Annotated in this window: 15 protein-coding genes; 12 read left to right on the top strand and 3 right to left on the bottom strand. The window is 41.8% G+C overall.

Features of this window, described 5'->3' with window-relative positions:
• Window positions 1–180: 180 nt before the first annotated feature.
• Window positions 181–2,295, bottom strand: coding sequence for a phage/plasmid primase, P4 family (locus HGR01_RS30495; protein WP_045868482.1), 2,115 nt, complete (start codon window positions 2,293–2,295; stop codon window positions 181–183).
• Window positions 2,296–3,673: 1,378 nt separating this feature from the next.
• On the opposite strand from HGR01_RS30495, the gene HGR01_RS30490 reads away from it, so the two are divergent.
• The 6 genes from HGR01_RS30490 to HGR01_RS30465 all read left to right on the top strand — a co-directional run bounded on the left by HGR01_RS30490 (window position 3,674) and on the right by HGR01_RS30465 (window position 12,331).
• Complete coding sequence (locus HGR01_RS30490) at window positions 3,674–3,889, top strand: Arm DNA-binding domain-containing protein (protein WP_228045711.1); 216 nt, start codon at window positions 3,674–3,676, stop codon at window positions 3,887–3,889.
• Window positions 3,890–4,113: 224 nt separating this feature from the next.
• Window positions 4,114–4,875 (top strand): tyrosine recombinase XerC, encoded by a 762-nt coding sequence (gene xerC / locus HGR01_RS30485; RefSeq protein WP_235623009.1) that lies wholly within the window; start codon window positions 4,114–4,116, stop codon window positions 4,873–4,875.
• Between the two features lie 114 nt (window positions 4,876–4,989).
• Window positions 4,990–8,007, top strand: coding sequence for a DEAD/DEAH box helicase (locus HGR01_RS30480; RefSeq protein WP_210403061.1), 3,018 nt, complete (start codon window positions 4,990–4,992; stop codon window positions 8,005–8,007).
• Window positions 8,008–8,155: 148 nt separating this feature from the next.
• On the top strand, window positions 8,156–8,617 hold the full coding sequence (locus HGR01_RS30475) for a hypothetical protein (protein ID WP_045868484.1): 462 nt from the start codon (window positions 8,156–8,158) through the stop codon (window positions 8,615–8,617).
• Window positions 8,618–8,698: 81 nt separating this feature from the next.
• Window positions 8,699–10,750 carry a tetratricopeptide repeat protein gene (locus tag HGR01_RS30470; protein WP_235623010.1) on the top strand — a complete coding sequence of 684 codons (2,052 nt, stop codon included), beginning with the start codon at window positions 8,699–8,701 and terminating at the stop codon, window positions 10,748–10,750.
• A 696-nt stretch (window positions 10,751–11,446) separates the two neighbouring features.
• Complete coding sequence (locus tag HGR01_RS30465) at window positions 11,447–12,331, top strand: hypothetical protein (RefSeq protein ID WP_045868486.1); 885 nt, start codon at window positions 11,447–11,449, stop codon at window positions 12,329–12,331.
• Here the strand turns inward: HGR01_RS30465 and HGR01_RS30460 are convergent.
• Window positions 12,328–12,474 (bottom strand): ribbon-helix-helix protein, CopG family, encoded by a 147-nt coding sequence (locus HGR01_RS30460; RefSeq protein ID WP_045868487.1) that lies wholly within the window; start codon window positions 12,472–12,474, stop codon window positions 12,328–12,330. The two genes, HGR01_RS30465 and HGR01_RS30460, sit on opposite strands and share 4 nt — an antisense overlap.
• 38 nt (window positions 12,475–12,512) lie before the next feature.
• On the opposite strand from HGR01_RS30460, the gene HGR01_RS30455 reads away from it, so the two are divergent.
• From HGR01_RS30455 to HGR01_RS30440, 4 genes are read left to right on the top strand one after another with little or no spacing between them, the layout of a single operon-like run.
• Window positions 12,513–13,634, top strand: coding sequence for an RNA-guided endonuclease InsQ/TnpB family protein (locus tag HGR01_RS30455; RefSeq protein ID WP_045867859.1), 1,122 nt, complete (start codon window positions 12,513–12,515; stop codon window positions 13,632–13,634).
• Between the two features lie 42 nt (window positions 13,635–13,676).
• On the top strand, window positions 13,677–17,612 hold the full coding sequence (locus tag HGR01_RS30450; RefSeq protein ID WP_052335073.1) for a hypothetical protein: 3,936 nt from the start codon (window positions 13,677–13,679) through the stop codon (window positions 17,610–17,612).
• The gene (locus HGR01_RS30445) at window positions 17,593–17,901 is read left to right on the top strand and encodes a hypothetical protein (RefSeq protein WP_045868488.1); all 309 of its coding nucleotides are present in this window, start codon (window positions 17,593–17,595) and stop codon (window positions 17,899–17,901) included. Before HGR01_RS30450 ends, HGR01_RS30445 begins: the two co-directional genes overlap by 20 nt.
• 19 nt (window positions 17,902–17,920) lie before the next feature.
• Window positions 17,921–18,310 (top strand): hypothetical protein, encoded by a 390-nt coding sequence (locus HGR01_RS30440; RefSeq protein WP_045868489.1) that lies wholly within the window; start codon window positions 17,921–17,923, stop codon window positions 18,308–18,310.
• A gap of 256 nt (window positions 18,311–18,566) precedes the next feature.
• Here the strand turns inward: HGR01_RS30440 and HGR01_RS30435 are convergent, their stop codons facing one another.
• Window positions 18,567–18,785: a helix-turn-helix domain-containing protein gene (locus HGR01_RS30435; RefSeq protein WP_228045615.1), complete on the bottom strand. Its 219-nt coding sequence runs from the start codon at window positions 18,783–18,785 to the stop codon at window positions 18,567–18,569.
• A gap of 273 nt (window positions 18,786–19,058) precedes the next feature.
• Here HGR01_RS30435 and HGR01_RS30430 point away from each other — a divergent pair, with 273 nt between their 5' ends.
• Window positions 19,059–19,379: a type II toxin-antitoxin system Phd/YefM family antitoxin gene (locus HGR01_RS30430; protein ID WP_228045616.1), complete on the top strand. Its 321-nt coding sequence runs from the start codon at window positions 19,059–19,061 to the stop codon at window positions 19,377–19,379.
• Window positions 19,363–19,710 carry a type II toxin-antitoxin system RelE/ParE family toxin gene (locus HGR01_RS30425; RefSeq protein WP_045868490.1) on the top strand — a complete coding sequence of 116 codons (348 nt, stop codon included), beginning with the start codon at window positions 19,363–19,365 and terminating at the stop codon, window positions 19,708–19,710. Before HGR01_RS30430 ends, HGR01_RS30425 begins: the two co-directional genes overlap by 17 nt.
• Window positions 19,711–20,185: the final 475 nt, after the last annotated feature.

The raw sequence follows: 20,185 nt of genomic DNA, 5'->3' as shown, positions 1-20,185 counted from the left end.
CATTGAAGTGATTGATGATAGCTGAAAGCTTTAACTTAACTAATTTGTAGGGTGATGCAGTTTGGTTATGTCCTCACTGCATTCACCCTAAAGACCCTGCATTCATTAAGTCCTAGCATAATAAGCTTTTCAAGGACTGAATGCAGGGAGTGAAGGGTATGCAGGGTGAGAAAGACAAGTTTATTTGGAATAAGATTCGCGAATGATAGCTTCGACTACTCCTCCCGAATCATCACGTTTAAGCCCACGAATTACGAAACCGCTACTAGTTTTCACTTTCTCCAGTTTTTCTCTTCCTAGACGGATAATCTCTGGGCTGAACTGCTTGTTAGTAAGCATTTTAGACCTGGTTTTGTAGCAGTAACTGCAATAATCACCATAGAGTTGATCTGTTCGGTCTTTGTCTTTCCCAATAGGAATTTGATTATTGCGATCGTAGACATAGTTATTATTCAACCAGTCAGCAACAGAATTAGTTTGTAGTAAAAACTCCAATTCATTCTCACCTATCATTCCACTTTCATCAACCTTGTAAATCAAAGTCTGATTAATTTCTTCTTCTGGAATACTAAGTAGATAATTAGTAAAACCAGAGATCTGTGCAGAAAGACTTGCTGAAAAATCAGGGTCAACTTTTGGAACTGGACGGTTGAACTTAAAAATAATCATACGTCGATCCAATCCTGAATCACTCGCATTAAAGACAAGGTGATTAGCAGTGATCATTACCATTCCTGTATAAGTTGCTGTGAAAGGCATCTCATATTTATGCTCGATAGTAATCTCATCTCCGCCAGTAATATTTTTGAGTATTTCTATGTTCCCTCGATAGTCATCAGCATCGTTGATACATACTAATCGTTTGCCATAAATGTTCCCTGCTTGGAATTGATGGTTGTTTAGAGATGAAAGAGTAACACTATGGCTAAAACGTTTGCCAACTAATTCTGTTGCTAGTTTCATAGCTGTAGATTTACCAGTTCCCCCTAACCCAGTAATTAAGGCAAATCTGTGCAGTTTCCACATCCCCCTTAATACTGCTGCATACCAGCATAATAGTAAGCGCTTTTGGTCATGATTATTGTCAAATACGAAGTCCATCCACTCTTCAATTACGTTCCAATCTGTAGCGCAGACATCATGTTCGCGATCGAGAATACTACGGAAATAATAATCCGGTGAATGAGGCATCATTTGTTTTGACTTCAAATCCAAGACTCCATTCTTAAAGGGAAGTAAATCTTTAGGTTGCTCATTCCACGCATCAAACAAAAGTTCCGGTATCAACATTTTTATGACTCCCTCTGGATAGCTGGCGCTGAAACCTATATCAGGATAAATTTCTTTCAGTTTCTGAACTATTCGTTGAAGGACTGATTCTTTGATAGCTATGCTCCAATAACCATTTTGATATTGCGTCCATCGGCTAATTTTGGAGTCAAATTTTAAGTTCGTTACTTGAGAAGCAATTATTTCTGCAGCTACTGAATGCGCTGGCAAATTATTTTTACCTTTTTGAGATTTGCTAGCTTGATCGCCTACAGTTTGCCTTTTAAATTCATGAATATCTTGTGCTTTCGCAATTTCCACATCAAATGCTGCTTTACCATTAGTCACCAAAAAATCATCCATTCCCTTACCTCTAGTTTCTTCCCAAATAACTACGCGAACTATACATTTCTGCTGGCATAGCACGTTAGCTAATCGGATTAATGCTTTCCTCACAGGAGTCTTGCGAACGATATCTGCATCAAAGCATAGGTAAATATTTCTTTCTGGGTTTGCAAATAGTTCTAAATGGCTAACTAATGTGCCATCATCTAATCCCATGTCTACTCCACATAATGCAAGCGTGGGGTATCCATTTGTAAGTCCTGCTCCAGCTTTCTTGCATCCTTCTGTGACAAAAATTGGTATAGAAACATTGCCAATTATTTCTGACCAATAATTGCGATTTCCTGTGTCCAAGCAGATAGCATCATGTTGAGCTTTGCTGGAGATATACTTAGCTGGCTTTGACTTATCTGATGATCCCAACTTTAACGGTTCATTTGGCTTGAACTGTCCATGCATTTTTCCCATCGGTAATCCATTCCTGGGATTGATGCCACTACACCACCAACCAGCAGTGTGCTTATATTTTTTCCAGTCTAAATGCTGTGCTATTTCCTCATTATCTTCGAGTGTTTTAACATTGAGGCGGGTAATTTCTTCTGAGACTCCGCTGCCATTCACCCACTCTTCTAAATGCCTAGCACATATATAGGATGAAGTTGCTTCGGATGAAGAGGACATAGATAAATTAGGAACAACCTTGTTCCTAAAATCTTCATTATTTGCTATACTCATACTTTAGAAAAAAATTTTACGAGAGCCATAAGTAGAGCAATGATTGCTGACTAATGGCTTTTTTTGTGCAAACAGAACAGGTAGTCAATATCTACTTGAGTAGCAAGTATTTTTACGTCCTTATTGAGGATCGTGAGAAGAATTTCTGGCGTTGCTTATCCGAATAATTATCTCGGTTCCTCGGAGCAGCAGAATTGTTTTAGAGACTCAATCATCTCTGCTTAGAACTATTGCGTCTTCTTTTTGGTTGGTTAGAAGGTAAGTCAGCCAAATAATTTTCAATGGCTCTCAAGTGGGCTTTAGGATTACTAATGTGGTTCTGTACCCAATCCAACACAAGGGTAATGTTATATCTCACAACTCTTGAGTTAAGGGTGATCCAATGAATATCCCTCTGCAATTTTCCCTGAAGTCTATATTTCTTCAAAGTGTTACTTGATAAACCAGTTACTTCAGACATTACCTGCTTAGTAACAAACTGATAGTCTTGAGGTTTGGAATTGCCCATATAAGAAGAATTTTTGTCTCCATATTAGATGAATAATCATGCTCACAATGGCAATTAACGTTGCAATTTGGAGCTTTTTGTACACTAACTCAGCTTATACGGGGTCAATTATTAATGGATTTTTTGGCTAATATTGTAAAGAAGTGTAAAGTAGTTGGGTATTTAGGCAACTACAGACTCTATTAGCTAGGTCGGTGGAGTTTTCAAGCAGTTGAGCTAAATTATGCTATTCTTCTCCCTGACAAAATTTCGATATAAATTTATCTAGCGAAGAAGACAAGGTTAGGAATTCACCTTCTAATATCGGTTCTTGATCAAGATACGTCTAACTAGCTTGCATTTAGCAAAGCCATTGCGAAGCGTAAGCAGACTTTGTTCGAGTAGCCACAGGCTGAAGTCTATCAGGGAATATAGCCTTGCTTCATATAGAATTAGTCAAGAATTATCTTTATATTGAAAATCTTAGGCTTTCCAGCCTGATCGAAATCGTTAAGAACCCGATTAAAACCAGACAAGCACAGACCAATAGTAGGAGAAATTGGGTGTAAATTGGGTGTAATAAAGGTTTTATTACTCAAAACCCTTGCAGATACTAAATAGTCCTCGGACTGAAAATCCTCGTGTCACCAGTTCAAGTCTGGTTCCTGGCATTACTCCAAAATCTAGATTTCTCCCACAGAGCAAGGGTTTTGGAGGTTTAGTAAAAAAAGCTGTAATCAAATTATTGGGTATGTTTAGGTCAATTTAGCGAAAAAAATGGTGTAAAGATGGTGTAATCCTTGTGTAGACTAGAATGTAGCTTACACCAGATACCCCATGAAAACGAAAACCCCAACTGGCAGGGCTTCCAAGGGTTCTGTCACAGCCATTCTTTCCAATGGACGCATTCAGCTGCGCTTCCATTTTGCTGGCAAGCGTCATTATATTTCCACGGGCTATCCTGACACACCACAACATTGGAAGCTAGCCCAACTCAAAGCCTCAGAAATCGAAAAAGATATTTTGTGCGAGCGGTTTGACCCAAGGATTTAAGCAAATATACCCCCGAAGGTTCTGTCCGTAAGGCTCAAGCAGGTACACCATCGCAAAAGTCCCAACCAACCCTTCCCCAGTTGTGGGAGAAATATGTAGAATTTAAGCGACCAAATGCTTCTCCAAGTACCCTGGCAAAGGATTATCAGAAAGTTGACCGTTGTCTTAATTTGTACCTGCCAAAGAAGTCTATTGACGATGCAGTTGCAATTAGAGACTGGTTGGTGGCGAATAAAACGGCCAATTCTGCAAAACGTATTTTGACGCAAATAAATGCCTGTTGCAATTGGGCTGTGAAATCTCAACTAATTACCAATAATCCGTTTGTGGGGATGGCTGCCGATATTCGGGTTCCCAAAGGTGAGTCGGAGGATACGGATATTGACCCTTTTTCCTTGGCAGAACGGGATAAAATCATTCAGACTTTTAAGAGCGATCGCCATTACAAATACTATGCCCCTTTCATTGAATTCCTGTTTATGACTGGCTGTAGACCATCCGAAGCGGTGGCTTTGCAGTGGAAACATATCACAGATGATTTTCGGACAATTCGCTTTGAGCAGGCTGTGGTGGAGTCAGAAAATGGCTTGGTTTGTAAAAAGGGGTTAAAAACGCAGAAAAAGCGGTCTTTTCCCATAAATCCGAAGTTGGCAGGGCTGTTACAATCCATTAAGCCAGAAGGTGTGACGGGGGAAGACAAAGTGTTTCCAGCACCGAAAGGAGGATGGATTGATACCCATAATCTCAACAACAGGGCATGGAATTCGGTATTGAAAAGATTGGATAGTAATATTGAATACCGTAATTTGTATCAAACCAGACATACCTTTATTACCGCAGCACTGGAAACACCAATTTTGATGCCCGATGGGGGAATGAGGATGTTGGATGCCAAGGACATCGCCAAGTTAGTCGGTACGAGTGCCAAGATGATTTACGAGCATTATGCGGGGGCAAGAAAAGAGTTGTTCGTGCCGGAATTTTAGGTTCTTTTTATGTCTTAGAAAGTTTGCATATAAAGAAGGCTGGAAAATATTTAATCTTGATTCTACGCCTAGTATAATTAATGAGTTTTGCCTAATATTCAGGACTCATACCCGATGCCCAGTGTCCTTACCCTTGCCCCCGGAATGCGAATACTGTGTCGTGATGCGGAATGGCTTGTGCAGCGCGTTGAAGCGTCTAACGATGCTGGCACGGAATATGCAGTACATGTCGTTGGGGTTGATGATTTGGTTCGAGGACATCAGTCGATTTTTTTGACGCAGCTAGATCGAATTGAGGCAGTTAATCCGCGCAAAACTAAGCTGGTTGCAGATAATTCAAATGGTTTTCGTCGTGCAAAACTATTCCTGGAAGCCCAATTGAGACAGATGCCAGCAGCTGGTGAGGAACCTGATTTGGTCGGTTTAGGTGCATTTGACCCGATGTCCTTTCAGGTAACATCTGTACGACGTGCATTGGAACAACTTCGTCCTCGATTATTACTTGCTGATGCTGTTGGTTTGGGGAAAACAATCCAGGTCGGCATGATTTTAACCGAATTAATGCGCCGGGGACGAGGCGATCGCATTTTGGTTTTATCGAAAAAATCGATGTTGACTCAGTTCCAAGCAGAGCTTTGGAACCGTTTTTCGATTCCTCTTGTGCGTTTGGATTCCCAGGGTATTGCTAAGTTAAGGTTGCGTATTCCCACGAATAAAAATCCTTTTGAAATTTACCATCGGGTCATAATTAGCATTGATACTCTCAAAGATGCGGGACGTTATCGCCACTTTTTGGAGTCCGCCCATTGGGATGTGGTGGTCATTGATGAAGCGCACAACGTTGCTGGCGCTAGCGTTCCCGAAAACCATCAGGCGCATCGGTTGGCAAGATTGCTGTCAAGACGGGCGGATACAATGTTGTTGACAACCGCAACTCCCCACAATGGCAAGCGAGAAACCTTTGGGCGTTTAATTTCTTTACTTGACCCTTCTGCAATTCCCGACCCCCGTCACCGCGAGTATGATGCAGAAGATATTCGCGGTTTTTATTTAATGCGGTTTAAGGAAGATGTCCGCAGCCAAATTGGACAGGAACTTACTGACCGAGTGGTTGTGCCAATTGGGGAAACTGCGATACAAGCGACCGATGGAGAGGAAGCGGCTTACAGTATTTTGGGAGAACTTCGACAAGCAGCTCAAATAGCGAAGGAAGCAGGGCAATATTCTGATTGGCGAAACCAGCGTTTAATTCAGTATGGATTGTATAAACAGTTTCTTTCTAGTCCAGAATCTTGTCGGAGTACAGTTGCAAAACGAGTTAAAAAAATCCAGGCAGAAAACTCTAAAAGTCCAGAGCTTCCATATTTAAAAAGGCTGGAAGAAAACTTGAAGCAACTTTCCCTTGAAGATTCATCACGGTTCAAACTTTTACTTGAGCAATTGCGTAAAGTTGGCTGGAATGGTCAGGATAGTAGCCTGCGTATCTTAGTTTTTACGGAATATATTGAGACACAAAAAGCACTAGCAGAAGCTGTTGCTAAGGAATTCAAACTTAAACACAGCGAAAGGTTTGAAGACCAGGCAAAGCAGGCGATCGCTTCAATTAGTGGAGCTTGTCCCGATGTACATTTGATGGCGGCAGTGGAGGCATTTGGCACAAAAACCTCACCTGTGCGGATGATGATCGCTACCGATGTAGCATCAGAGGGGATTAACTTACATCACCAATGTCACCATGTCATCCACTACGATTTACCTTGGTCGATTATTACACTGATTCAACGCAACGGGCGGGTCGATCGCATTGGGCAAACTCAATCGCCCATCATTCGGTATTTGATGGTGGAGACAAAAACTGGTTTACTTAAGGGGGACTCGGCAATTTTTGAACGGTTAATTAATAAAGTTGAGGAAATTAACCGCAGTACCCGTTCTGGGGAGAGTCTGCTAAAACTGTACGATCCAGAAAAAGAAGCAGAGTATATTGCTGAACAAGGATTGTTGAAAGGCGATCGCAATATTTTGGAACTACAGGTAGTACAAAATCAATCAGTTTCGGATGAAGCTGGCGAATTAGAATCTATTATCTCAGTTGGTAATACTAAGGATGATGATGACCTGCTGGCTTTTTTGCTAGGTGGAGGAAAAGCAGAAGGGGGAAAAGAAGATAAAAAACTCAGTAATAATTGTTCGCTTACTCTCCAAACTAACCGCATTCGCTTCTATAAAGATTTCGAGTTTTTACAAGAAGCGTATAAATTATTACGCGAATCAAATAGAGACTATCTGCCCATTGAAGTTGAAGGACGGATGATGACGCTAACTGCACCTGATGATTTGAAACGGCGTTTGGGTCAGTCTTCCCAGGCAAATGATATTATTTTCGGGGCAACGGCAATTCCTCAAGAAGCTTGGCAGGAACACGATCAGTTTCGGCTAACAGATGATGTCGAACGGGTAAAGTTGGCAATTACTGCTGCTCGTAATACTTCTGGTTATTGGTCGAAAGAACTTTTGTGTAGCGAGACTCACCCCATTATGCAATGGTTGGTGGAAAGGTTATTAATGCAATTTGCGCGAGGAGAAGCTCCTGTTGTGATTTCCCAGGAACTGGAAGCAGGGGAACTGGCATTTTGTTTTATTGGACAAGTTCCATCAAAAGCTGGTACGCCTTTGGTAGTAGATGCCCATGCAGTTCGCATCCATCGCGGGGGAAAATGTGAAATTGCGCCCTTACAAGAGACTTTAGCTGATGCAGGGTTTGAAAAGCTAGCAAATACCCAAACTCCAGTGCAGCTTGCAGCAGGAGAAATATTTATTACTGCTGCGGTGGAAGCAAGTTTGACATATTTACAAAATTTGGAAAAACAACGACAAGAAAAAATCAAACCCCTATTGCAGCAAGAAGAACAGCGACTGAAACAGTGGAGTCAAAAACGGCTGGATATAATTAATAAGCGGTTAGCTGAAATTGACCCAAATAGTGCCTCTGCTAAAAAGTTGCTCTCAGAACGGGAGGAAATGTATAAGTATCTCAGAGACCGTCAGCAATATTGGCGGGATACTCACTTGTTACCTGGAGAGTCGCCTATTACTCGGTTAGTGATGGTGATTGAAGGTGTAAAAAGTTAGTTAATTTAGTGGCAAATTAATCTTCCACTGCTTCCAACCAAGCTTGTAAGTCAGCCATGCTGCAAAAATCAAGCAACGCTTTTTCTCTGTTGAGAAACTGTTATGCTGAGGAAAAATCAGTATAATCTCGTATTATTATTCTTAAGTTATGGAACCAGTAACCTTAACAGCCGTAGGAACTGCGATCGCTACTATAGTTTTAACTAAGGCTTTAGAAAAAACAGGCGAAAAGCTGGGAGAAGCAGCATTAGAAAAAAGTAACGAGTTAATCGCACGGCTGCGCCAGAAAAATAAACTGCCCTCGTCATTGGCGAATACGTCACAGGAAAACACACAGGAGGCGTTAGATTATGGTCAAGCTGTGTTGGAGTTGAAAGCCGCAGCCGATAAAGATGACGATATTGCTCAATCGGTGCGGGAAGTAGAAGCCACAATCAATCAAGATGAATCCCCCAAGGCGAAGGAAATTCAAAAATTAGCCGCAGAAATTCAAGCGCAGCCAGCAATTGTGAATAACTTTGCCAAGTTAGCAGAAAGTATCCAAGCTGAAAAAGGGGCAATGGTTGCCCAACAAATCACAATTGGGGAACAGCACAACACATACAACTGACTACAGTCGCCCGAACAGGAACGGGTAAAGTCAAATCCTGAAATACCGCAAAATTTACCCCTGAGTGGGGTGGTGAAATTTGTGGGACGCGATGAAGAACTGCAAGAACTCCACAAACTATTGCAGGAAAATAACCAAGTAGCCATTGCGGCTATTTTGGGAATGGGTGGACTGGGTAAAACAGAACTCGCCTTGCAATATGCCATGACTCAGCGCGAAAACTACAAAGGTGGACTGTGCTGGTTACAGGCGAAAGTTGAGGATTTTGGCTCTCAAGTGGTGCGGTTTGCCAGAACTCAGCTTGATTTAAAGCCACCAGAAGAATTTGATTTACCTGCACAAGTACAATACTGCTGGCGGAATTGGCGTGAGGGTAATGTGCTGCTGGTGGTGGATGATGTTACAGATTACCAGCAAGTCAGACCTTACCTACAGGGCGCATCTTCCAGATTTAAAGTGTTAATGACTACGCGCAAAAAGTTGGGTGCAGCCATCAAGCAATTATCTTTAGATGTATTACAACCAGATGCAGCGTTGGAGTTGTTACGGTCTTTGCTGGCAGAAACACCAGAGCGAATTGAGAGAGAATTAGATGTAGCAAATCAATTGTGCGAATGGCTGGGGTATTTGCCTTTGGGTTTGGAGTTGGTGGGGCGATATTTGGCACGAAAACCGGATTTGTCCCTATCGAAAATGATGGGGCGATTAAAGGAAAAGCGACTAGAACAACCTGCAACTGTCAACCCAGAAGCAGATATGACAGCACAACGGGGAATAAAAGCCGCCTTTGAGTTGAGTTGGCAGGAATTAGCAGAGGGTGATAAGTTATTAGGCTGTGTACTCAGTTTATTTGCCGCCGCACCCATACCTTGGAACTTTGTAGAACAGTGCTTAACAGAGAAAGATGAGGGCGAGTTAGAGGAAATTCGGGATGATAAATTATTGAATCTGCATTTACTCCAGCGCAAAGATGAAGGAATTTATCAACTACATCCCCTACTGCGGGAATTTTTCCAATCTAAGTTTACAGGTTTAGAGCAAGCAGAGGAACTTAAGCGATCGTTTTCTCAGGTAATGGTAGCAGTTGCTAAAAAAATTCCTGGGACTCCCATACTTGAAGAAATTAACACTGTTTCCCTTGCCATAGCACACATAGCTGAAGTAGCAAACAATCTCATTCAATACGTCAGTGATGAAGATATAGTTTGGACTTTCGTCGGCTTGATTCGCTTCTATGAAGGACAAGGGTTATATACCCAAGCCGAACCTTGGAATCAACAGTGTTTATCAACAGTACAACACCGCTTGGGAGACAATCATCCCGATGTCGCCGCCAGCCTCAACAACTTGGCAGGACTCTATGAATCCCAAGGAAAGTACGACCAAGCTGAACCCCTGTATCTCCAAGCTTTAGAACTCTGTAAACGCCTACTGGGAGACAATCATCGTCATGTCGCCAGCAGCCTCAACAACTTGGCACATCTCTACTATTCCCAAGGAAAGTATGACCAAGCCGAACCCCTGTATCTCCAAGCTTTAGAACTCAGACAACGCCTGCTGGGAGACAATCATCCCGATGTCGCCACTAGCCTCAACAACTTGGCAGGACTCTACGAATCCCAAGGAAAGTACGACCAAGCCGAAACCCTGCATCTCCAAGCTTTAGAACTGAAACAACGCCTGCTGGGAGACAATCATCCCTCAGTCGCTACCAGCCTCAACAACTTGGCATTACTCTACTATTTCCAAGGAAAGTACGACCAAGCCGAACCCCTTTATCTCCAAGCGTTAGAACTCAGACAACGCCTGCTGGGAGACAATCATCCCGATGTCGCCTTAAGTCTCAACAACTTGGCTAAACTCTACTATTCCCAAGGAAAGTACCACCAAGCCGAACCCCTGTTTCTCCAAGCTTTAGAACTCTATAAACGTCTGCTGGGAGATAATCATCCCCATTTCGCCCAAAGCCTCAACAATTTGGCATATCTCTACAATTCCCAAGGAAAGTACGACCAAGCCGAACCCCTGTTTCTCCAAGCTTTGAATATTTTTGAGCGAAGTTTAGGAGGGAATCATCCTAATACTGTGACTGTGCGTGAGAATTTAGCAAATTTACGCGATTATCTCTCATGAGAACAGGAAAATTTACCTTCCCAACCTCATCAATCAAGCTTTTAGCTCCAAGTTTCCTGTTTTGAACTCAAAGTTTCATGTTCAGAACCCGAACTTTCGTGTTGCAAACGAGAATGTTCCTGTTTCAAACTAAAGTATTCTTGTTTTCAGTGAGAACGTTCTTGTTCTAAACGAGAATGTTCCTGTTTCCAGTGAGAATGTTCTTGCTGCAAAGGAGAATCTTCAGCTTCTGAGGTCGAATGATGGTGTTTTGAATATAGAACTTCTCGTTTGTATGCAATACACTCTACTACTATTCTTAAGATACAAGGTTGAGTTGAGGGACGTAGAGACGCGGAGCGGCTTCCAGTCTCGCTGCCATGCTCTGAGTGCGATCGCGTATAATCGTCAATTTGTATAGTGCATAAGTCCTACAATTAATTTAGAGTGTTCCAAGTAAAAAAATACCCAATTGTCATTGCGAGGAGGAACGACGAAGCAATCGCGTAATCTCCGAGTTCTTGCGATTGCTTCATTCCGCTTCGCTCCATTCGCAATGACACATTTTGGATCATTTATTTGTTGGAATACTCTTACGGCAAAACGCGATCGCTAACAATTCCCTCGCCCCATGTTGTCAAAAAGCAGGCAAGATGCCCCGCACTACTGAGTTATTTTTGTATAATTCCTGAATAATCTCAAATCCCCAATCCCCAAATGCCCCTGGATATCGCTGTATACAACGTTGGTGAATATTACTCATCTCATTACCTAGACACCAGTTTCTCTAAGGACGCGCAGAAGTTTACCCAGGGGTGGAAGGAAGCGGGTGCTGCTGCTTGTCCGCGACAGTTGCAACGATTGGGACAGCGATATTTTAAGGCTAAAGCTGAAGCTGTTGAGGAAATTGACTGGTCAAAGCGACAGAATGCAGGGGCTGATATTCAATCTTGGCACTCGTATTTGTTACAGGCTTTAGGTTATGGTGATTTACAGCAACTCGATATTCCCGTTGGTGCTGGGGATGTTTATGTGCCGAGTTTGGGACTATTAAAGCGGTTTGGGCAACCGTGGTTAATAATTTGTGAGAGTGCTTTTTGTATCCCCGATGGGAGTTTACCTGATGGGATACCGAGTGAAGACCCCTTGGAAATGCAGTTGCTACCGACAAAACTACCCACCAACTTAGCTGAAAATACCCACAAATTGCTTCCGGGAGATTGGGGAAAGGCTGTTGGAGAAATTTTTAAAACCGAGGAACCACCCCGTTGGTTGATGTTATTAGCGGGGAGTCGGGTTTTGTTGTGCGATCGCAAAACCTATGCAAATGGTCGGTGGTTGGCTTTTGATTTGGATGAGGCTTTTGGACGGGGTGAGAAAAGTAGTTTTGAGCAAATTGCTACATTTCTATCGCGGGAAACACTGGCTCCTGATAGCGAATCGGCTGATTTATTACACGATACTTTGGAAGAGCAAAGTCATAAATTAGCCCACGGTGTGACGGAAAATCTCCAGGTTGCGGTACGGGAAGCCATAGAATTATTGGCGAATGAGTGGGTAAGCGATCGCCGTCGTCGTGGTTTACCAAAAAATTGGGTCTAAAGCCCCGTGCTTCTAGCACGGCTTTTCTTCAACTTCCGGATCATCTCTCTAAGTACGTCATTTTGAGTGCGATCTGTTTCTTCGCAGTATTTCAAAAGCGTTTCATACTCTTCATTAGAGCATCGAACTGTTAATTTCTTCATGCCGTCATATTGCCGTCGTTTTATGGTATAATACTAGCATGAAAACACTGAAGTTTAAATTGTACGAACACAAAAGGAATAGACACCTCAAGCGCACAATCAACGCTGCTGGAGTGATTTATAACCATTGCATTGCTCTACATAAAAGGTATTACCGGATGTTTGGCAAGCATTTAAACTGTGCAAAACTTCAGGCTCATATCGCCAAATTAAGAAAGCGTAATTCTTTTTGGCAATCAGTAGGTTCTCAAGCAGCACAAGATATTTGTCAACGCATTGAGAAAGCTTACCAATTGTTTTTCAAACACAATAACAAAGGAGTAAGACCACCAGGATTTAAGAAGGTCAAGAAATACAAATCGTTCACCCTTAAGCAGGCAGGTTATAAGTTTTTGGGTGGAAATAGGGTAAAAATTGGTAGTCGAGTTTACCAGTTTTGGAAGTCCAGAGAAATTGAGGGAACAGTCAAAACCCTAACTATTAAACGCACCCCGTTAGGTGAGTTATTTATGGTTTTGGTTGTTGATGAGGGTAGCTCAGAAGTTGAAGTTAAGACGGGTAAAATCGCTGGCTTTGATTTTGGGTTAAAGACATTCCTCACTTGCTCAGACGGCACTAAAATTGAATCGCCCCAATTTTTCAAGCAATCCCTAAGCGCCATTAAAAAAGCAAGTTCGCGGCATTCCAAAAAGCTAAAAGGCTCATCTAACAGAGAACGAGCCAGAAAGAATTTAGTACGCAAGCATGAAGATATTTCCAACCGTCGGCGTGATTGGTTCTGGAAATTAGCTCATGAGCTAACAGATAGGTTCGATATTCTCTGTTTTGAGACTTTAAATCTCAAAGGAATGCAACGTCTTTGGGGCAGGCAAATATCAGACTTAGCGTTTGGTGAGTTTCTGCAAATCCTAGAATGGGTTGCCAAGAAGAAGAATAAACTGGTTGTCTTTATCGACCAGTGGTATCCAAGTAGCAAGACATGCTCTAATTGTAAACATATTCTAGAAAGTCTTGATTTGTCAGTTAGAGAGTGGCGTTGTCCTTCCTGTCAGTCAGTTAATGGAAGAGACGAAAACGCTAGTCGCAATATTTGTGCAGTCGGGGCATCGACTGTTGGCTTAGGTGATGTCAGACTGGCTACGCCAGCAATCGCTGTCTGAAGCTAGAATCCCCATGCCTTCAGGCTGGGGAGTATGTCAACAATGACTACTTTGGATGGTTTTGATACGGTGACTGCGGAACAATTGCGTCATGAAGCTTTGACTTTTGTGTATCGGTTGATATTTTGCTTTTACGCGGAAGCACATGGGGCGGAATTAGGGGTTTTACCGATAAATGATGATGCTTACCGTTTGGGTTATAGTTTGGAAGCATTGCGAGATTTGGAATTAGTACCTTTATCGGAACAGTCAGCCGAGGGTGTTTATTTCCAAGCACACATCAATCAGATATTTAGTTTAATTCATCAGGGGTTTAATTCTCTTCCCGATGAAACTAGTTCTAACCAATTGGAAATTAAATATGCGAGTAATACCAGGAGTTTTGAGTTACCACCCCTGACTGCAACCTTATTTGACCCCAATGCTACCCCATTGTTGACGAAAGCGCGACTTTCTAACCGTTGTTTGCAGCAGGTGATTCGCAAGCTTTCCCTCAGTTATGACGACAGAACCAAAACCACGGGACGGGTTAATTATGCAGATTTGGGAATTAACCAGTTAGGTGCGGTGTATGAGGGTTTGCTTTCCTATAAAGGGATGTTTGCGGAAGACGATTTTATTCGGGTAAAACGCGCTCAGGATGATTTTGGGAAACCGAAAACCCAGACTTGGTTTGTAGCTAAGGAACGGTTGGAGGAGTTTAAAAAAGAAGAAGTCGAGCGTTTGGGGGATGGGAAACCTGTAATTTATGTCAAAGGTGCGTTTATTTTGCATTTGTCGGGGTTGGATCGGGAGCAAAGTGCTTCTTATTACACGCCGGAGGTGCTAACAAAATGCTTGGTAGAGGAGACTTTACGACCTTTATTACAGGATTACACTGCCGAAGATGCGGATAAAATTTTACAGCTAACAGTGTGTGAGCCAGCAATGGGAAGCGGGGCATTTTTGAATGAAGCGGCGAACCAACTAGCACAGAAATATTTGGAGTTGAAGCAGAAGCAGTTAGGTGATACCATTGACCCCTCGGATTATGCGGATGAATTGCGCCGTGTCCGCCACTATATTACAACGCGCAATCTTTACGGAGTGGACTTAAACCCGACGGCGGTGGAGTTGGGAGCCTTATCTTTGTGGTTAAATTCCATGCATCGGGCGAAGTTGGTGGGGGAAGATGGGAGAGAAGAATGGGTACGGGGTGCGACTCCTTGGTTTGGTTTGCGGTTGCGGACGGGGAATAGTTTAATTGGTGCGAGACGTGCGGTGTGGACGAAAGCGCAACTTTTGGCTGGGGTTCATCTCAAAAGTGGTAACGAAACTGTGGAACCTCGTCAACTAAAACCGGGGGAAAAGCGGGGGAAAAATGAGGTATATCATTATTTAGTATTCGACCCCGATATGGTTCCCACTGCTGGGGATAGTTTGGTGAAACAGTTTTATTCCGAACAGGTTAAGCAAGCTAAGGATTGGATTAAGAAGGAAGTGCGGGGAAAGTGGCAGCAAACTGAGGTAAATTTGGCTTTAGATGTCAGTGATTTGATTGACGAACATGAGCAGAAGTATGCACAGCAACGATTAACAGCATTACAGCAAACCGCTTGTCCTGGAAGTGTGTTTCCCCATCCCCCGACAACGGAACCCGGAGCAAGTTTGCGTTTGCAGGAAGAGGTAAAAGCCAGTTTGGAAGCCAATTCCGGCAGCTTTCAACGGTTAAAATTGTTGATGGATGCTTGGTGTGGGTTGTTTTTCTGGTCGATGGATGATGTGCAAGCTTTACCGCGACGGGAAGATTATTTAGCAGCAGCGCAGTTATTGCTGTCACCGGATGGGGAGTTGGGAATTCAAGCTTTGCGGTGGAATTTTGATGGTGCGGGGTTGTTAAAAGCAAGTGCGAAAAGTGATTTGAATGTGGATTTGCTTGCTGCTGCGGTTCCTTGGTACGGGGTGAGTCGAGAAATTGCTGAACGGGAGCGGTTTCAGCATTGGGAATTAGCTTTCCCAGAGATTTTGGGGGGTGATGCGAGCCAATCGCGGGGTTTCGATTTGATTTTGGGAAATCCACCCTGGGTTAAGGTATCTTGGTCGGATGCGGCTTTGTTGAGCGATTTTGATGCGATGTTGGGGGTTAGGGAAGCGAGGAGTGCAGACTTTAATAAGGAACGTCCCCGGTTAATTGCCGAGGAACAGCAACGTCAGTTTTATTTGGATGCTCAAAAATCGAGTTTGGGGACAGTTGCGTTTTTGAATTGTCACCGACTTTATGAGGCTTTGCGGGGCAGTCAGACCAATTTGTATAAGAATTTTATTGTTAAAAGTTGGAGTTTGTTAGGGGAAACTGGTTTTGGGGGTTTGTTGCATCCTCAAGGTACTTATGACGACCCCAATGGAGGAATTTTAAGAACTAAATACTATTCTCGACTGAAAGCACATTATCAATTTGAAAATGAGTTAAATCTTTTTAAAGGAACAAATGACCACGGAAGAATGAGGTTCGGTTTAAATATTTATGCTGGTCGTCCTCAAGAAAACATTGATTTTGAGATGATTAGTAACTTATTTCATCCAGTGACTATCAAAACCTGTCGTGCAACAAATAATTATGACAAACCAGTTCCAGGAATTAAAAATGACTTAGGAAACTGGGATATTTCAGGACATCCAGACCGCATAGTAAAAATTAGTCATCGAGAACTGAGTATTTTTTGTGGTTCAGATAATGAAGAATTTTATTTAAAATGCCCTTTGATTAATTTACACGCTCGTCAACTTGTAACAGTTATCGACAAAATCAACCAAGCAGCAAAATGGCTTCCCGAACTGGAAGGAACATACTCTGCAACAGTTATGTTTGACGAAACCTATTCCCAACGCGATGGAATCCTGACTCGACAAGATAATCCCAGTTTTCAACCCAACAATACCAACGAATGGGTAATCAGTGGCCCCCATTTTTATGTCGGAACACCTTTAAATAAAACCCCTAGAACTCGCTGTCAACACAATAATGCTTACGATGATATTGATTTGACGGAATTACCAGAAGACTACTTACCACGAGCGGTTTATGCACCAGGGGATAAAAAAGGCGATCGCGCAAATTTCAACGCAGAAATTCCCCTATGGCAAGATTCTGAAAAAGTCACGGAATCATACAGATTTGTCAACAGAATTATGGCAACTCTTAGCAATGAGCATACATTAATTGGTGCTATTATCCCACCTGGAGTTACACATATAAACGCGATTTCTTCTATATCTTTTAATCAACTATCTGAACTACTATCTTTTGCTTCTCTATGTACATCTATTACTGCTGATTTTCTCATTCGTGCAGCTGGTAGAACCAATATTAGGGAAGCTGATTTACGAATCCTCCCCAAAATAACCGAACCCCACCTTACCCCCATTATGCACCGAGGATTACGCCTCAACGCCCTCACCCGTGCATATTCGCAACTATGGACATCCGTCAACCTCACCCAAATCACCCAAGATAGCTGGACAACCGAAAACCCCATGCTCGACTCCTTCGAGTCCCCTTGGGAAAACCTCAACCCCCAGGAATGGACATGGAACTCCCCCCTCCGCAGCGACTTTTCCCGTCGTCAAGCACTCCTCGAAATTGACGTACTTGTAGCCCTATCCCTCAGTTTAACCCTCGACGAACTCACCACCATCTACCGCGTCCAATTCCCCGTGATGCGACAATACGAACTCGCAGACGAATACGACGCAAAAGGACAACGACTCCCCAGCACCGACAGAAAAACCGCAGGAGGAAAAGAAATCCGCGAAGCACGCAAAAACTGGGATGGAACCTCTCCCTTAACTGTAACTTGGCAAATCAACGATAGTTCGGAAACAGTCACCAAAACCTTTTATCCCCCCTTCACCAAAGTTGACAGAGAAGAAGATTATCGAGTTGCCTACGAGGTGTTTCAAAATAGATATGGGGTGAAAGATGGAACCCTTACCCAATAACTGGGCAGAAATTCAAGCCGATATTGTATATCAAACTACCAACGGTCTGCTAGTTTCCTTTGCCAGCGAACAAATTAAAATAGGAATAAAGTATGACCTCAATGGCAAACATTTAAAAGCGATTGAAAAGGGACAGGTTCCAGCACGCGGTAATATTGGGCTTGTTCCCTCACAAGAAGAAGGCTACGATTTAAAGTCAAAAGTTCTAGGTAAAGGAGGTGACAGAAGATTTCATGGAAAGTACATAGATGGAGTCTTACATTTCCCTGGTTTAGTGACAGAACATTAATTGAGTATTAATCAAAATCATGACTCAACTGCAATTAAAGAACCATAAACTATGGCAAGATTTAACAGATATTTTAGAAAATTTAGATGTTAACACACTGATAAAAGAACATCTGGAAGAATGCGATTATAAAATATGTGGCTATTGGGATGAACAAGATAAATATTACGAAGAAATTACTTTACCTCGCTCCCTAGAAGCTGAGTTGATTAGCAGTTCTGCAAGTGTCACCAACAAAGAACACCTATTACAACTAAAGCTATTACTGAAAGTTTTAAATAATCATGATGTATATATGCAAAATTCTGAAAAGCTGGGTGAGTTGACTCTTGTGTACAACGACAATCTCGAATTTATTGATGAAAATTGGCTTTTAGATACAGAATCTCCACTGCTGGGAAAAATATAAATTTTTCAATACTAATTTATGTAATTTCAAGTAGTGCCAAATACCTAGCCTTAACAAAAAAGGCTAGAAGCCTGCTCCAAAAATAAAATTTAATTTAAGATTAATTATCATTTCTCGTAAGTCTTAAAAGAATCGCAGTCAACTGTTCTAAACCCGCATTAGTACTTCTGGGGGGCAACAGATCCCCGACTTCTCTAAGAAGTCGGGGATCTAAATACCCGAATATTGTTGTTATCATGAGAATCATGCATGATTATTACACCCTTTTTAACTCCAATAATTCCGTAATCGTTGTTAACTGAAAAAAATCTGCTAGTTTTTCCAAAGTAGAAACATCAAATCTAGAAGATTGATTTCTATATAATCTCCCTATAGTTGTTGGTGCTAATCCAGTTTTTTCGCTTAACTCCAACTGACTAATACCCTTTTCATCCATCAATTCTTTGAGCTTACAAAGTACTTTCACTTTTTCCATAACTCTACATTCCCTACACTACATCACTACAGCACTAGTGCATTACCGCTATAGAAATATTTATATATTTTACCGCACTCAATATAATCAGCACTAATGCGGAAGCGCGTTAGTATATGGTACTAAAGTATTATTTAGATGGATTCCAAGTTATTTGGAGGAGAAACCAAAAAAATTATCCCGGATACAGGCTAGAAGTCTGTTCCACATTGGAAGTTTTGCGAAATCATCACAGGGATGCTCCCTTTGACAACAGAACTTCAAATAATTATCATGAAATTAACTGATAATTTTATGATAATTATGAATCTCAGTCTTCGTAACATTTACCCACTATCAGAATTTCAACGGGGAGCGAAAGCCTTTTTAGAAAAGCTTCGGGGAAGCAAAGAACCTATTATCCTGACTGTTAATGGTAAAGCATCTGTGGTAGTTCAGGATGCTGAAAGTTACCAAGAATTACTGGATAGGTTAGAAATTTTGGAGACGAGTGCAGGAATTCGCAAAAGTATCGAAGAATTTCAGCAGGGTAAAGGTATCCCTTTAGATGAAGCATTCGAGCAGCTGCGGACAAAATATGACATACAAAGTTGAAATATCACCAACTGCGGTTGCTGATATCGAACAAATATTTCTTTGGATGCGAGAATCATCTGTTGATATAGCTCATCGATGGGTTAGAGGGTGCTATGAAATTATGCTGACATTGGAAAAATTTCCTAAGCGTTGTCCAATGTCACCGGAAAGCGATTATATGGGTATAGAAATACGGCAGCTACTTTACAAAAAGCAATTTCGCATTTTGTTTACTGTTAATGAAATTCCAGAGGAAAATAGCGGCATTGTTCGTATTCATAGGGTTCGTCATGGTTCACAGGATAGGTTACGCGATCCTGAACAATTATTCGATGATAACAATGAGTAACATCTTGGTGAAAATACAAATATATATAATCAAACAAGCGATTGCAACCGACCAGAACTGCCACAAAACTCAATTGCAGACCCCCTATTAATCCACATCGAACTATTATAAGGAAATAGCGATCGCTTGCGAGAAGCAGCAGAAATAATTTTTACTAAATTTATTCAAAGTTAAGAATATTTAATGGTGCGTTACGCTTCGCTAACGACACCCTACTTTAATCCACATTCCTAATACAAATTCTGCAAAATCAAGCTTCCTTATTCCCCGAACTAATCTCCAAGCTGTTAGAAGCGGAACAATGGGATGCAAAATTTAATACAATCGTCAGGCTATTTGCAGCATTCAAAAAAGGAATAGGCTATACTAATCAAAGGTACATTTACGTACTTACGTATAATCTTTAATTAATACATACTTTAAATTATTTATATATTTACTTATATCCCGAATAACCTTGTAAACTGCCAAATTA

Origin of the sequence: Tolypothrix sp. PCC 7712 (assembly GCF_025860405.1) — a bacterium.
Taxonomy (GTDB): domain Bacteria; phylum Cyanobacteriota; class Cyanobacteriia; order Cyanobacteriales; family Nostocaceae; genus Aulosira; species Aulosira diplosiphon.
Note: the sequence above shows the minus strand (reverse complement) of the source record. Positions and strands in the feature narration are given on the sequence as shown.

Excerpts from the sequence above, each read along its gene's own strand:
- HGR01_RS30440 (WP_045868489.1), top strand. The coding sequence starts at position 17,921 with ATGACTCAACTGCAATTAAAGAACCATAAACTATGGCAAGATTTAACA.
- HGR01_RS30480 (WP_210403061.1), top strand. The coding sequence starts at position 4,990 with ATGCCCAGTGTCCTTACCCTTGCCCCCGGAATGCGAATACTGTGTCGT.
- HGR01_RS30445 (WP_045868488.1), top strand. The coding sequence starts at position 17,593 with ATGGAACCCTTACCCAATAACTGGGCAGAAATTCAAGCCGATATTGTA.
- HGR01_RS30490 (WP_228045711.1), top strand. The coding sequence starts at position 3,674 with ATGAAAACGAAAACCCCAACTGGCAGGGCTTCCAAGGGTTCTGTCACA.
- HGR01_RS30430 (WP_228045616.1), top strand. The coding sequence starts at position 19,059 with ATGAAATTAACTGATAATTTTATGATAATTATGAATCTCAGTCTTCGT.
- HGR01_RS30450 (WP_052335073.1), top strand. The coding sequence starts at position 13,677 with ATGACTACTTTGGATGGTTTTGATACGGTGACTGCGGAACAATTGCGT.
- HGR01_RS30475 (WP_045868484.1), top strand. The coding sequence starts at position 8,156 with ATGGAACCAGTAACCTTAACAGCCGTAGGAACTGCGATCGCTACTATA.
- HGR01_RS30495 (WP_045868482.1), bottom strand. The coding sequence starts at position 2,295 with ATGTCCTCTTCATCCGAAGCAACTTCATCCTATATATGTGCTAGGCAT.
- HGR01_RS30435 (WP_228045615.1), bottom strand. The coding sequence starts at position 18,785 with ATGGAAAAAGTGAAAGTACTTTGTAAGCTCAAAGAATTGATGGATGAA.
- HGR01_RS30455 (WP_045867859.1), top strand. The coding sequence starts at position 12,513 with ATGAAAACACTGAAGTTTAAATTGTACGAACACAAAAGGAATAGACAC.
- HGR01_RS30460 (WP_045868487.1), bottom strand. The coding sequence starts at position 12,474 with ATGAAGAAATTAACAGTTCGATGCTCTAATGAAGAGTATGAAACGCTT.
- HGR01_RS30465 (WP_045868486.1), top strand. The coding sequence starts at position 11,447 with ATGCCCCTGGATATCGCTGTATACAACGTTGGTGAATATTACTCATCT.
- HGR01_RS30425 (WP_045868490.1), top strand. The coding sequence starts at position 19,363 with ATGACATACAAAGTTGAAATATCACCAACTGCGGTTGCTGATATCGAA.